This window comes from Martelella mediterranea (genome assembly GCF_021021415.1).
Lineage (GTDB): Bacteria > Pseudomonadota > Alphaproteobacteria > Rhizobiales > Rhizobiaceae > Martelella > Martelella mediterranea_C.
Map to the genome: position 1 here is coordinate 32,275 of NZ_JAINWJ010000045.1, position 13,274 is coordinate 45,548.

Consider the following 13,274-nt stretch of genomic DNA (forward strand, 5'->3'; position numbering starts at 1 on the left):
AAGGGCGGGTCATCTCAGACTTTCGCATGATTGGCAAATAGCGGCCTGCTTGTATGGTCGCCTGTGGAAAGCAACTTTCGGCAACGCGGCGCCTATTGTCGTGAAACAGAATTACGCGCTTTGCCGCCACATTTTGCCAAAAATAAGCAGGTCAGGGAAAATTCAAGGATTTCATGTGTTTGCCACGCCTGACGCGAGAGCGGTAACATGTTTTTTGATTGCATGGTCAATAAAAAGCGCTAGTCTCGCCATCAGTGTGACGTCTGCGGTTGGGCGCAGACCCGCATGCCGTTCAGCCTGTTTCGGGACCGCCACGGGGTGAAAACCCGAAAACGGTGCCGGACGAGGCGAAACCTTTGGCGGCGAGATGCCGTCGACGATATGAACCACAAGGGGAAAATGATGAAGAAACTGAAGGCTTTGGCGCTCGCCACGAGCGTCTTCGTATCGCTTGGCGGCGCCGCCAGCGCATCAACGCTGGTCTACTGCTCGGAGGGCTCCCCCGAGGGCTTCGATCCGGCGCCCTATACCGCGGGCACGACATTCGACGCCTCCTCGCGCGCCATCTACAATCGCCTCGCCGAATTCAAGCACGGCTCCACCGAGGTCGAACCCGGGCTTGCCGAGAGCTGGGACGTTTCCGATGACGGGCTGGAATACACCTTCCACCTGCGTCCGGGCGTCAAGTTCCAGACGACCGACTATTTCACCCCGACGCGCGAGATGAACGCCGACGACGTGATCTTCTCGTTCATGCGGCAGATGGATGAATCCAGCCCCTGGTACCAGTATGCGCCGGGCATCTCCTGGGAATATTTCAACGGCATGTCGATGCCGGACCTGATCAAGAGCATCGAGAAGGTCGATGACATGACGGTCAAGTTCGTGCTCAACCGGCCGGAAGCGCCGATGATCGCGAACCTCGCCATGGACTTCGCCTCGATCATGTCGAAGGAATATGCCGACCAGCTTGAAGAGGCCGGCAATCTGGAGCAGTTGAACCAGAAGCCCGTCGGCACCGGCCCGTTCACCTTCGTGAACTACCAGCAGGATGCCGTCATCCGCTACAAGGCCAATCCGGACTATTACAAGGGTCAGGAAGACCTCGACACTCTGATCTTCGCGATCACCACCGACGCCGCCGTTCGCCGCCAGAAGCTGGAAGCCGGCGAGTGCCAGATCATGGTCTATCCCGCGCCCGCCGATCTGGAAGCGCTGGAATCCAATGACGACATCACGGTCATGGCCAAGGAAGGTCTGAATGTCGGCTATCTCGCCTACAACACCAAGGTCGCGCCCTTCGACAATCCGAAGGTCCGCAAGGCGCTGAACATGGCCGTCGACAAGCAGGCCATTCTGGAATCGGTGTTCCAGGGCGCCGGCGAGGTTGCCAAGAACCCGATCCCGCCGACCATGTGGTCCTATAATGACGACGTGCAGGACGACCCCTACGATCCGGAAGCCGCCAAGGCGATGCTGGAAGAGGAAGGCGTTACCGATCTTTCGATGAAGATCTGGGCCATGCCGGTTCAGCGTCCCTATAACCCGAACGCCCGGCGCATGGCCGAGCTGATGCAGGCCGACCTCGCCAAGGTCGGCGTCGATGCCGAGATCGTGTCCTACGAGTGGGGCGAGTATCTGGCCCGGTCTTCGGCCGAAGACCGCGACGGCGCCGTGCTTCTCGGCTGGACCGGCGACAATGGCGACCCGGACAACTTCCTGGCCGTTCTGCTCGGCTGCGATGCCGTTGGCGGCTCCAACCGCGCCCAGTGGTGCTACGAGCCGTTCGAGGAACTGATCCAGAAGGCCAAGGTCACCTCCGACACCGAGGAGCGCACCGAGCTTTATAAGGAAGCGCAGGTGATCTTCAAGGAACAGGCGCCGTGGAACACGATCGCCCATTCCAAGGTGTTCATGCCGATGACCAATTCGGTCGAGGGTTTCGTCATGGACCCGCTCGGCTATCACCGCTTCGATGATGTAACCATCGCCGAATAGGGCCTCGCACAAGAGAAGGGGGCCGAAAATGCGGCCCCGGTTTGCAAAAACCTCTTCCCGATCGGGAGTCACCCTCGGGCTTGACCCGAGGGTCCAGGCAGCGCCCACCGCGCCGCCTGGATGCTCACCAGAGCATGACGCCTTTCGGGATGGCAGGCCGAAAAGCAAGCCGGATGCCGGTCATGCGGCCCCCTTCCGTTTTCGGGAATCGTCATGCTCAGATTTCTGTTCAGCAAGCTTTTGCTGATTATCCCGACCTTTATCGGGATCACCATCGTTGCTTTCGGCTTCGTGCGCGTCCTGCCCGGCGATCCCGTCCTGCTTCTGGCCGGCGAACGCGGCATGGACCCCGACCGCTACCAGAAGCTCCTACACCAGTTCGGCTATGATCGTCCGATCGTCGTTCAGTATCTCGATTATGTCTGGGGCCTGCTGCATGGCGATTTCGGCGTTTCGATCGCCACCAAGCAGCCGGTGTTCCAGGAGTTCCTGAACCTGTTTCCGGCCACCGCCGAGCTTGCGATTTCCGCGATGCTGCTCGCCATCATCATCGGCATTCCGGCTGGCATCATCTCTGCGGTCAAGCGCGGATCGGTGTTCGACCAGGCCACAATGGGCATCGCGCTCACTGGCTATTCGATGCCAATCTTTTGGTGGGGCCTGCTGCTGATCATCCTGTTTTCCGGGATTCTCGGCTGGACGCCGGTCTCCGGCCGCATCTCGCTGCTCTATTATTTCCCCTCGGTCACCGGCTTCATGACGATCGATTCGCTGCTCTCGGGCGAAAAGGGCGCTTTCACCTCGGCGCTGTCGCATCTGATCCTGCCGTCGGTCGTGCTTGCCACCATTCCGCTGGCGGTGATTGCCCGCCAGACGCGCTCGGCGATGCTGGAAGTGCTGGGCGAGGACTATGTCCGCACCGCCCGCGCCAAGGGGCTTTCCGGAAGGCGCGTGATCGGCATCCATGCGCTTCGAAACGCGATGATCCCGGTCATCACCACGATCGGCCTGCAGGTCGGCATGCTGATGGCCGGCGCGATCCTGACCGAGACGATCTTCTCCTGGCCGGGCATCGGCAAATGGATGATCGATTCGATTTCGCGCCGCGACTATCCGGTCGTCCAGGGCGGGCTGGTGCTGATTGCCGGGCTGGTCATGCTCGTCAATCTGCTCGTCGATCTCGCCTACGGCCTCATCAATCCGCGCATCCGTCACCAATAGGAGCTCAGCCATGTCAGACAGTACGCTGGGCCAGCCGGTCCAAAAACGGAATATCCGCCTGCAGATGCTCTCCGAATTCTGGCACTATTTCAGCCAGAACAAGGGGGCGGTCGCCGGCCTTGTGGTCATCGTCCTTCTGGTGCTGATGGCGGTCTTCGCGCCGCTGCTGGCGCCGCATAATCCCGATCAGCAATATCGTGACATGTTCCTGACCCCGCCATTCTGGCAGGAGGGCGGAACGTGGACTTTCCCGCTCGGCACCGATGCGGTCGGCCGCGACATGCTCTCGCGGCTGATCTACGGTTCGCGCTATTCGCTGGTGATCGGCCTTGTGGTGGTGTCGGTGGCGCTGCTGCTCGGCATCACGCTCGGGCTGCTCGCCGGCTTCTTCCGCGGCTGGGTCGATGTCGCGATCATGCGCGTCATGGACGTGATCCTCGCCTTCCCGCCGCTGCTTCTGGCGCTGGTTCTGGTCGCCGTCCTCGGCCCCGGCCTGTTCAACGCCATGATCGCCATCGCGCTCGTGCTGCAGCCGCATTTCGCGCGGCTGACGCGGGCGGCGGTGATGGCGGAAGCGCGCCGGGAATATGTGGTCTCGGCCCGTGTGGCCGGAGCGCGCAATCTCAGGCTGATGTTCAAGACCATCCTGCCCAATTGTCTGGCACCGCTGATCGTGCAGGCGACGCTCTCCTTCTCCAACGCCATTCTGGAGGCGGCAGCGCTGGGCTTCCTCGGCATGGGCGCGCAGCCGCCGACGCCGGAATGGGGCACGATGCTGGCAGAGGCGCGTGAATTCATCCTGCGCGCCTGGTGGGTGGTCACCTTCCCCGGCCTTGCGATCCTGATAACGGTTCTGGCGATCAATCTCGTGGGCGACGGCCTGCGCGATGCGCTCGATCCCAAGCTGAAGCGGAGCTAGGATCATGGAACCACTCCTCGACGTTCAAAATCTCTCCGTCAGCTTCCCGACCGCGAACGGCGAAACGACGGTGCTGCACAATGCCTCCTACCGGATCGACACGGGCGAGGTGCTGGCGATTGTCGGTGAAAGCGGCTCAGGCAAGTCGGTCGCCATGCTCGCCGTGATGGGCCTGTTGCCGACGACCGCCACCGTGAAGGCGGATCGCATCGCCTTCGAGGGCCGCGATATCTCGAACCTCTCGGCGAAGGATCGCCGCCGGATCATCGGCAAGGATATCGCGATGATCTTCCAGGAGCCGGTGGCGAGCCTGAACCCGTGCTTCACCGCAGGTTTCCAGATCGAGGAAGTGCTGAAACAGCATACTGATCTCGACAACAAGGCCCGCCACGCCCGCGCCATCGAACTGCTGGAAGCCGTAGGCCTGCCCAACCCGGAAGACCGGCTGAAGGCCTATCCGCACCAGATGTCGGGCGGCCAGTGCCAGCGCATCATGATCGCGATCGCCATGGCCTGTTCGCCGAAGCTCCTGATCGCCGACGAGCCGACGACGGCGCTGGATGTGACGATCCAGAAGCAGATCCTCGAACTCCTGGCCAATCTTCAGGCCGAGACCGGCATGGCGCTGATCATGATCACCCACGACATGGGCGTAGTGGCCGAAACCGCCGACCGGGTGACGGTGCAGTATAAGGGTCGGCTGATGGAAGAGGCCGACGTGCTGTCGCTGTTTGAAAGCCCGAAACACGCCTATACCAAAGCGCTGCTTTCGGCGCTGCCGGAAAACGCCACCGGCGACCGGCTGCCCACCATCGATTATTCCGCCGACTATACGGGAGGCGCGGCATGAGCGAGATCGTTGCTGAAGGAAAGAACATCGTCCGCGACTATGTCGTGCCGGGCGGCATGTTCAAGTCCGCCCGTACGGTGCGGGCGCTGAAGGGCGTCGACTTTTCCGTCGAGCGCGGCAAGACGCTGGCGCTTGTCGGGGAATCCGGCTGCGGCAAGTCGACGCTCGCCCGGATCATCACCATGATCGATGCCCAGACGGCGGGCGATCTTCAGATCGAGGGCCAGACGATCGACATTGCGAAGACCCGGCCCACGCCCGAACAGCGCCGCAAGGTGCAGATCGTGTTCCAGAACCCATATGGATCGCTGAACCCGCGCCAGAAGATCGGCGACGTGCTGATGGAGCCGCTGCTGCTCAACACCGACGACACGGCAAGCGACCGTCGCGACAAGGCCCACGACCTTCTGAAGAAGGTCGGTCTCGGGCCGGAGCATTTCGACCGCTACCCGCATATGTTCTCCGGCGGGCAGCGCCAGCGCATCGCGATCGCGCGCGCGCTGATCCTCAATCCGAGCCTGCTGGTGCTCGACGAGCCGGTCTCCGCGCTCGACCTCTCGGTGCAGGCGCAGATCCTGAACCTGCTCGCCGATCTCCAGGACGAGTTCGACCTCACCTATATCTTCGTTTCCCACGACCTTTCGGTGGTGAAATATATCTGCGACGAGATCATGGTGATGTATTTCGGCGAAGTGGTCGAACGCGGCAGCCGCGACGCGGTGTTCTCCGACCCGCAACACGAATACACCCAGACCCTGTTCAAGGCGACGCCGAGAGCCGATGTCGAAAGCATCCGCGCAAGGCTTGCGGCCAAGCAGGCGAAAATGGCGGCGGGGAGCTGAGGGCGAGGCCTTGCCTCTCCAGTGCAATCACCATTCCTTTCTCCTTCCGGGATGAAAGGAGCGATGGCGCGCCCGTAATGCGTGGGAGATATCGGGCCGGCGGCGGCGATCCACCGACTACAGCCGCACCCGGTTCACCGAGCGCAGGTGCTCCTCCACCGCCGCGATTTCGGCCGCGCGGGTTTCTGCGCTCCAGCCGAGCACATCGCCGGCCACTTCCGCAATCCGCTCGATATCGCTCTTGTGCAGCCGTCCGGTGATGGCGAGGGTGGTGCGGCGCATGACGATATCAGCGAGGTGGGTGACGAATTCGTTGCGGACGATCCAGTCGATCTCGGCCACGGAATAGTCGCTGGCCTGCGGCAGGCGCTCCTGATTGCCGAAGCTCGCCTCATAGGCGGCGATTGCGCGGGCGGTGGTGCCGTAGCGGGTCAGCAGTTCGTCGATCCGGGCTTCCGAAAGGCCGGTTGCACGGGCCACATCCGCAATCCATGTCCGCCGCGCCGCAGCGTCGGTCGGGAAATCCCGGCCGCCGCCGATCGGGCTGTTCTCGGTGGAGATGCGCCGGTCGCGGCCGAGCCGTTCGAGAATGGTATCGGCCACTTCCTCGGCAAAGCCACGGAACGTCGTCCACTTTCCGCCGATCAGCGGAATGATCGCGAAATGTCGGCCCTCATCGGCCTCCAGAGCCGGGGCGGAATGGTCGCGGCTGATCAGGCCTGGAATATCGGCATCGGAGGCCGGCAGCGGGCGGATTCCGCTATAGGCGTAGACGATCTGCTCCTCGTCGATATCGATGCCCGGCAGCAGCGCCTTGAGGCTGTTGATGAAATAGGCGATCTCGTCATCCTCGCAGCGCACGTCATCCGGATTGTCGGCGGGAATGTCGGTGGAGCCGGCAAGGGCGAGGCCGAGATATTCGTAGACCAGGCAGATTCGCCCGTCATCGGCCTCGAAATAGATCATCCGTCCGGCAAGCCGCCGCACCAACTCGTCATTGCGCAGCAGCACATGGGAGCCCTTGGTGCCTCCGATCAGCTTCGTCTCGAGCCCGAGCATGGCGTTGACGTGATCGATCCAGGGGCCGGCGGCGTTGACTACAAGGCCGGGTTTGACGGAGAGGGTTTCGCCGGCTTCGGATGCGAAGACGATCCGGTCGGCATCGGCTTCACGGATAGTCGCGGCGTTGAACGCCGCCGAGCCGGGATTGGCGGCGAGCCCGTCGCGGATCATTTCCATGACGAGGCGTTCGGGCTGGGTGATGCGGGCATCGTAATAGGTGCCGGCGGCGACGATCGCCTCTGTCAGGCCCGGCATGTCGGCAAGCGCCCGGCGTCTGCCGACGAGCTCGTGGCGCGGCATCACCCGGTGGCGCGCGCCGTAGAAATCATAGAGCCAGAGCCCGATCTTGACGAGGACCGCGCCGCGGCTGCGCGGCGCGCTGGTGGAGCCGAACAGCGTGCGGATCGCCGCCCATATCCCCTTGGTCCAGGAAAAGATCGGGATCATGGTCGGCAGCGGCTCGACGCAATGCGGCGCGTTGCGCAACAGCAGGTTGCGCTCCAGCGTCGACTGGGCGACGAGGCCGAACTCGCCGGTCTCGAGATATTTGAGACCGCCATGGATCAGCCGCGAGGGGGCGGCGCTGGTGCCGGCGCCGAAATCGGCCTTCTCGGTGATCAGGCAGTTGACGCCCTGCAGCGAGAGGTCGCGGAACAGGCCGGCGCCGTTGACGCCGGCGCCAATGATGACCACGTCGAAAGCGGTATCGTCGCTCATTTGGAAGCGCCCTTCACGATCTGGAGATTGACCCCTGCCTTCCGCAGCCGCTCGATTTCGCCCGGATCAAGGCTGTCGGTCACGATCACGGTGTCGAAGTCGGTAAGATCGCCGAACACATTGAGGGCGACCTTGCCGAACTTGGTGTGGTCGGCAAGCAGGATGGATTTGCTGGCGGAGGCGACCATGGTCTGCTTGACGCGCGCGACCTGCTGATCCTGGATGAAGGCGGTCGTGCCCTCGATCGCGGAGGCCGAGCAGATCAGGAGATCGGCCCGCAAGGCCTCGATCGCGCGCAGGCAGATATGGTCGATATAGGCGTTGTAGGTGCGGTGATACTGGCCGCCGAGGCAGATGAAATCGACCACGTCGGCATCGACCAGCGCGTTCGCCACCGCGACGCTGTTGGAGATCACGGTCAGCGGGTCGATCTCGTTCAGAAACGGCGCGATCGCGCCGGCGGTGGTGGAATCGTCGAGAAAGATCACCTGGCCGGGCTCGATATGGGCGAGCGCGGCTTTCGCCAGCGCCTGTTTCTCAGTGGTGGCGACGGTGGCGCGGTAGCGATGGAGGCTTTCATAGATGCCGGAGGGCTGGGCGGTCACCGCACCATGCAGCTTGCGCAGCACGCCCTTGGCGGCGAGCTGGTCGATATGGCGGTGAATGGTCATGCGCGATACGCCGAAATGCTCGACGAGCTTGTCGATGCGCACCTGGCCGTGGGCGATGACGTAGTCCGCGATTTCCTCGCGTCGGCTGTCGGCCGTGGTCATTGTCCGTTCTCCCTGTCGCCGAGCGCTTCGAGCTTCGCCCAGTGTGGCTTGAGCGCTTCCGATATATCCCGGTAGACGGCGAAGCGGCGGTCATAGGCCGCAGCCCTTTCGGCATCCGGCCGGAATGTCCGGCTGATGGCATCGAGATCGCGCGGGTCGTCGGTCGGGCTGTTGTAAAGGCCGACGGCCGCACCCGCGCAAAGGGCGGCCCCCCATGCGGCGGCCTCCTCGGTCGCGGTCACGGTGACCGGGTGGTTGAGAATATCGGCGAACATCTGCGCAAAGGCGGCATTGCGCGAGATGCCGCCGGTGAGCCGCACCTGCTCATACGGAAACCCGTCTTCCAGCGCGTCGACATGTTCGCGATGGTTGAAGGCAATGCCTTCCAGCACCGCTTTCAGCATGTCGCCGCGATTGTGCCAGCCGTGAAGGCCTACGAAGGAGCCGCTGCTTGCGCCCCCGTGCGGCGAGCCGAACAGATAGGGGTGGAACAGCACGCTGGAGGGCCGCGCGATCGCGGCCTCGATGTCGCCGGCAAGGGCCTCATGGATCGGCGGCCCGCCGGCAGCGGCCTTGTCGTGCTCCCCCTGGCAGAGCGTGTCGAGGAACCAGTCGTAATTGGCGGCAGAGGCCGGAGAAATCGACATCGCGTTCCATTGGCCGGGTTCGATGGCGTTGCGGCAGAACCAGCGCGGATCAGTGAGCGGCTTGTCCGATACGATCTCGTTGATCGAGTAGGTTCCGGCGACAACGCCCATGACGCCGCTTTTATGCGCGCCGATGCCAAGCGCGGAGGCCGTTACGTCATGCAGGCCGGCGGCCACCGGCGTTCCGGCGACAAGGCTGGTCGCCCGCGCCGCCTCATCGCTGACATGGCCGATGATTGCGGCGGAATGGGCGCTCGGCGCAAGCCTGTCGAAAATCCGCCCGAGGCCGTAGAGTTCAGCCGCTGCTCTGGAATAATCCTGGGTGTTAACGTCGGTGAACGATGTGCTGGCCTCGGTGCGGTCGGTGCCGACATGGCCGGTCAGGCAGAAGGTCAGCCAGTCCTTGCAGCCGAGCACCGCGCCGATCCGGGCATAGCGCTCCGGCTGATCGCGCCTGATCCAGGCGAGCAGCGCCGATGGGGCGGAGAGATGCGGCCTCTGTCCGGTCAGCGCCAGCGCCTTGTCGGCAGTGCCGTCCTTCTCCCAGTCAGCGATGATGTCGCCGGCGCGGCTGTCGAGCGAGAGAATACCGGGGCCGAGCGGCCTGTCGTCTTCGTCGAGCAGATAAAGCCCGTCGCCATGGGCGGTTGCGGCAATGGCGGCGATATCGGCGGCGGGGCGGCCGCTCCTGGAGATTGCCTCGGCAATCGCCTCGGCGGTGGCGCGCCAGAGCCCGTCCATGTCGCGCTCGACAAAGCGCGGCGCGGGTATCGACTGCGGCACGCGGCGTCTTGCGACGGACAGCACCGTGCCGTCCGTGTCGAACAGCACCGCCTTGGTGACCGTCAGACCGTTATCGATTCCAAGAAGGCTCGGCATGTCGCGCTCCGATGACCGTATCGGCCAAAATTAACGGAATAATTTGATAAGTTAATATCAAAGAGCGTTACATCGAGTCAATTATATCATTTCATGTGTTTGTCGTGCTTGCGTGGCGCGACGACCACGTTGATGCCCTTGGCGTGCATCCGTTTGATGTGGGCGGGCGGCGTTCCGTCATCGACGATGACGACGTCGAAATCCGTCAGCGCGGCAAGGCTGTGCAGCGCGCGGCGCTCGAACTTGGTGTGATCGGCCAGAAGAATGCGCTTCGAGGCGGCATCCAGCATCGCGCGCTTGGCGTCGATCATCTCGGAGGATTGGTGAAACACCATGTCGTCGGTGATCGCCGCCATCGACAGAAACACGGTATCGGCGCGCAGATTGGCGATTTCATTGGTGGTCATGCGGCCGAGAAAGGCGTTGCACCAGTTGCGGAACTCGCCGCCAAGCGCCAGCAGCGTGATGTCGCGCAGACCGCGCAATTCGTTCATCATCGTCAGCGAATTGGTGATCACCGTCAGCGGCGCATGGTCCTGCAGATGCGGCACCATGTGGAGAACGGTTGTGGAATCATCCACGAAGATCGCCTGGCCGGGCTCGATGAAGCCCGCGGCGGCGGCGGCGATCGCGGCCTTTTCGGGCGACTGGCGGCTGGAGCGGTAGACGTCGCTCGCCTCGATCAGGCTTGTCGGCGCCGCCGATACCGTGCCGCGGGTCTTGCGCAACAGGCCGCGGCTCACCAGATCGTCGAGGTCGCGATGGGCCGTCATCAGGCTGATGCCGAACCGCTCGGTCAGGTCCTCGATCCGCATCGGCCCTTCCAGCATCACGGTTTCGGTGATCAGCTGGCGGCGGGCGAGTTGGCGGGCCTGTCTGGAATCGGAGGGCATCTCCTCCGACATCAGATGGTCCATGGCGTCGTTGCTCTGACTCGTCATTCCCGTTCCTGTCGGCGGCATTGGTCTCGCGGCTGAAGGATGTTGTTATAGGCGGCTCTTGCCTGCAGGTGAATGCCTTTCGCAGGCGGTAAGCGCGGAACCGGCGCGCTGGCTGAAGGGCGGTTTGCAAACGCCCCTCAGAGTATTGAAAAAGCCTGCCCCCCACGCTTCCGTCACCCTCGGGACAAGCCCGAGGATGACGCCCGGAAAGGGGTGGCTTTGTAACCAAATTGGGGGGGCGCCCCGAGAGCGCCCCTCCCGTCGCTACACTTTACTGTGCCAGCACAAACGGGCCGGTATAGTCGTCGACATTGTCCTTGGTGATCAGCAGGCAATCGAAGAGCTGCTTTTCGGCGTCGACGCCGGTGCTGCCGGTCCTGATGAAGGAGTCCGCCTGCTTGACGGCTTCCTTGGAGAAGATCGCGACCGGCTGCAGCACGGTGTATTCCAGCTCGCCGGCCTTGATCGCGTCAACGGCATCCGGAGAACCGTCGAACCCGCCGACCTTGATGTCTTCCAGACGGCCGGCTTCCTTCAGCGCCGCGATCGCGCCAAGGGCCATCTCGTCATTGCCGCTGATCACGCCGATGATGTCCGGATGGGCCTGCAGCAGGCTCTGCATCTTGTTGTAGCCCTGGGTGCGGTCCCAATTGGCGACATCCTGACCGACCTTGACCAGATCCGGGTACTGGCTCAGCACGGTTTCATAACCGTTGGAGCGGGTCTGGGCATTGTTGTCCGACGGCGCGCCGAACAGTTCGACGTAATTGCCGCTGTCGCCGACATCTTCCACCCACTGCATGGCGCCAAGTGCGGCGCCCTGGGCATTGTTGGAAACGAGCTGCGACTTGGCGAGGCCCTCCTGGTTGATTTCGGCGTTCACGAGGAACACCGGAATGCCGGCATTGACGGCCTTGCGCACCGCGCCGACCGAGCCGTCGGCATTGGCCGGGTCGAGGATGATCGCGACCGCCTTGTTGGTGATGGCGGTGTCGATCAGGTTGCTTTCGGTGTTGGTGTCGCCCTTGTGGGCGGCAACCGTCGCCGAATAACCGAGGCTCTCGGCTTCCGCCTTGGCCACTTCGCCTTCCGTGTACCAGTAGGGGTTGGACGGATCGTTGACGATGATCGAGATCAGGCCGTCGGCCATCGCCGCGCCCGCGCCAAGCGGAACCGCAATGATGGCAGCCGCCATGGACATCAGAAACTGTCTCTTGTTGAACATGGTATTCTCTCTCCCTTGGTTGAATAGCTCAATGCTTCTCATTGGCCGTTATCCGGCCGGGTTTTCCGCGCTCTATCAAGCCGTTTTGGTCTTGGCCCCCGCGGCGGAAGGGGTATTGGTCGAAGCGTCGCCATCGGCCGGCTTTGCGGCCCGGCGGCGGCCGTACTGGATGCTGTTCAGCAGCACCGCGAGAATGATGACCGCGCCGGTGAACACGGTCTGCCAATAGGACGACACGCCGATGATCACGAGACCGTCGGACAGAAAGCCGATGACGAAGGCGCCAAGCAGCGTGCCGCGGACATTGCCGCGCCCGCCCGTCAGCGCCGCGCCGCCGATCACCACGGCGGCAATCGCGGTCAGCTCATAGGTGGTGCCGGCGGTCGGTCCGGCCGAGGTCAGCTGCGATGACAGAACGAGGCCGGCAATCGCGGCGCAGATGCCGGAAAGCACATAGACCGATACCGTCACCCGCTTGACCGGAACGCCGGAAAGCTCCGCCGCGCGGGCATTGCCGCCGGTGGAATAGACCCAGCGGCCAAAAGCCGTGCGGGTCAGAAGAATGCTGCAGATGATGGCGACGACGGCCATCACCAGCACGCCGATCGGCACGTCGAACAGGCGGTTGAAGCCGAGCCAGTCGAAACCGGTATTACCGAGCTCCGGCTTGCCGCCGAGATTGTTGTAGGTCAGGCCGTTGGTCATCAGCAGCGCGGCACCGCGTGCGACATAGAGCAGGCCAAGCGTCGCCACGAAGGCCGGCACCTTGAAGAAGGCGATCAGCACACCGTTGATGGTGCCGATCAGCGCGCCCACCAGGCAGGTCAGGATCACCACCACCCATACCGGCGGAAACAGCACCACGCCGAACATGTCGAGCTGAACGCCCTGCATCAGGAAACCGGCAATGCAGCCCGCAAGCCCGAGCGTCGAGCCGACCGAAAGGTCGATGCCGCCCGTCAGGATCACCAGCAGCATGCCGATCGCCAGCAGGCCGAAAATCGCCACATGCGAGGACATGATCAGGAAGTTGTTGGTCGACAGGTAAACCGGCGACAGCAGCGAGAACACGACGATGATCGCGATCAGCGCGAAGAACGCCCGGCCTTCCAGCAGAATGCGTCCGAGGCTGAAGCCGCCGCGCCGGCCGGAGCTGGAGGATTTTTGAACTTGACGTGTGTCGGTCATTATTATGCTCCG

Annotated in this window: 11 protein-coding genes; 5 read left to right on the top strand and 6 right to left on the bottom strand. The window is 63.2% G+C overall.

All coding sequences use genetic code 11. The features are described 5' to 3' along the window. Nucleotides 1–402: 402 nt before the first annotated feature. From K7H91_RS20410 to K7H91_RS20430, 5 genes are all read left to right on the top strand, one after another. On the top strand, nt 403–1,998 hold the full coding sequence (locus tag K7H91_RS20410) for an ABC transporter substrate-binding protein (protein WP_230722048.1): 1,596 nt from the start codon (nt 403–405) through the stop codon (nt 1,996–1,998). A gap of 213 nt (nt 1,999–2,211) precedes the next feature. Beyond that, on the top strand, nt 2,212–3,219 hold the full coding sequence (locus K7H91_RS20415) for an ABC transporter permease subunit (RefSeq protein WP_018065701.1): 1,008 nt from the start codon (nt 2,212–2,214) through the stop codon (nt 3,217–3,219). 10 nt (nt 3,220–3,229) lie between these two features. Next, nucleotides 3,230–4,138 carry an ABC transporter permease subunit gene (locus tag K7H91_RS20420; protein ID WP_230722049.1) on the top strand — a complete coding sequence of 303 codons (909 nt, stop codon included), beginning with the start codon at nt 3,230–3,232 and terminating at the stop codon, nt 4,136–4,138. A 4-nt stretch (nt 4,139–4,142) separates the two neighbouring features. Continuing rightward, nucleotides 4,143–4,988, top strand: coding sequence for an ABC transporter ATP-binding protein (locus K7H91_RS20425; RefSeq protein WP_230722050.1), 846 nt, complete (start codon nt 4,143–4,145; stop codon nt 4,986–4,988). Then, a complete protein-coding gene (locus K7H91_RS20430) occupies nt 4,985–5,830 on the top strand; it encodes an ABC transporter ATP-binding protein (protein WP_230722051.1) in 846 nt (281 codons plus the stop codon). The genes K7H91_RS20425 and K7H91_RS20430 overlap by 4 nt, the downstream gene beginning before the upstream one ends. Nucleotides 5,831–5,947: 117 nt before the next feature. Here K7H91_RS20430 and K7H91_RS20435 read toward each other — a convergent pair whose 3' ends face one another. The 6 genes from K7H91_RS20435 to K7H91_RS20460 all read right to left on the bottom strand — a co-directional run bounded on the left by K7H91_RS20435 (nt 5,948) and on the right by K7H91_RS20460 (nt 13,262). After that, complete coding sequence (locus K7H91_RS20435) at nt 5,948–7,609, bottom strand: glycerol-3-phosphate dehydrogenase/oxidase (RefSeq protein WP_230722052.1); 1,662 nt, start codon at nt 7,607–7,609, stop codon at nt 5,948–5,950. Then, nucleotides 7,606–8,382, bottom strand: a complete 777-nt coding sequence (locus K7H91_RS20440; protein ID WP_230722053.1) for a DeoR/GlpR family DNA-binding transcription regulator — start codon at nt 8,380–8,382, stop codon at nt 7,606–7,608. The genes K7H91_RS20435 and K7H91_RS20440 overlap by 4 nt, the downstream gene beginning before the upstream one ends. Further along, nucleotides 8,379–9,908, bottom strand: a complete 1,530-nt coding sequence (locus tag K7H91_RS20445) for an FGGY-family carbohydrate kinase (RefSeq protein ID WP_230722054.1) — start codon at nt 9,906–9,908, stop codon at nt 8,379–8,381. The genes K7H91_RS20440 and K7H91_RS20445 overlap by 4 nt, the downstream gene beginning before the upstream one ends. A gap of 86 nt (nt 9,909–9,994) precedes the next feature. Then, nucleotides 9,995–10,849, bottom strand: coding sequence for a DeoR/GlpR family DNA-binding transcription regulator (locus K7H91_RS20450; protein WP_230722055.1), 855 nt, complete (start codon nt 10,847–10,849; stop codon nt 9,995–9,997). A 271-nt stretch (nt 10,850–11,120) separates the two neighbouring features. Continuing rightward, a complete protein-coding gene (locus K7H91_RS20455) occupies nt 11,121–12,074 on the bottom strand; it encodes a D-ribose ABC transporter substrate-binding protein (RefSeq protein ID WP_230722056.1) in 954 nt (317 codons plus the stop codon). 75 nt (nt 12,075–12,149) lie between these two features. Then, on the bottom strand, nt 12,150–13,262 hold the full coding sequence (locus K7H91_RS20460) for an ABC transporter permease (RefSeq protein ID WP_230722057.1): 1,113 nt from the start codon (nt 13,260–13,262) through the stop codon (nt 12,150–12,152). Nucleotides 13,263–13,274 lie beyond the last annotated feature (12 nt).

Coding starts and splice junctions, on each gene's coding strand:
- K7H91_RS20440 (WP_230722053.1), bottom strand. CDS start 8,382: ATGACCACGGCCGACAGCCGACGCGAGGAAATCGCGGACTACGTCATC.
- K7H91_RS20425 (WP_230722050.1), top strand. CDS start 4,143: ATGGAACCACTCCTCGACGTTCAAAATCTCTCCGTCAGCTTCCCGACC.
- K7H91_RS20455 (WP_230722056.1), bottom strand. CDS start 12,074: ATGTTCAACAAGAGACAGTTTCTGATGTCCATGGCGGCTGCCATCATT.
- K7H91_RS20445 (WP_230722054.1), bottom strand. CDS start 9,908: ATGCCGAGCCTTCTTGGAATCGATAACGGTCTGACGGTCACCAAGGCG.
- K7H91_RS20460 (WP_230722057.1), bottom strand. CDS start 13,262: ATGACCGACACACGTCAAGTTCAAAAATCCTCCAGCTCCGGCCGGCGC.
- K7H91_RS20450 (WP_230722055.1), bottom strand. CDS start 10,849: ATGACGAGTCAGAGCAACGACGCCATGGACCATCTGATGTCGGAGGAG.
- K7H91_RS20415 (WP_018065701.1), top strand. CDS start 2,212: ATGCTCAGATTTCTGTTCAGCAAGCTTTTGCTGATTATCCCGACCTTT.
- K7H91_RS20410 (WP_230722048.1), top strand. CDS start 403: ATGAAGAAACTGAAGGCTTTGGCGCTCGCCACGAGCGTCTTCGTATCG.
- K7H91_RS20430 (WP_230722051.1), top strand. CDS start 4,985: ATGAGCGAGATCGTTGCTGAAGGAAAGAACATCGTCCGCGACTATGTC.
- K7H91_RS20435 (WP_230722052.1), bottom strand. CDS start 7,609: ATGAGCGACGATACCGCTTTCGACGTGGTCATCATTGGCGCCGGCGTC.
- K7H91_RS20420 (WP_230722049.1), top strand. CDS start 3,230: ATGTCAGACAGTACGCTGGGCCAGCCGGTCCAAAAACGGAATATCCGC.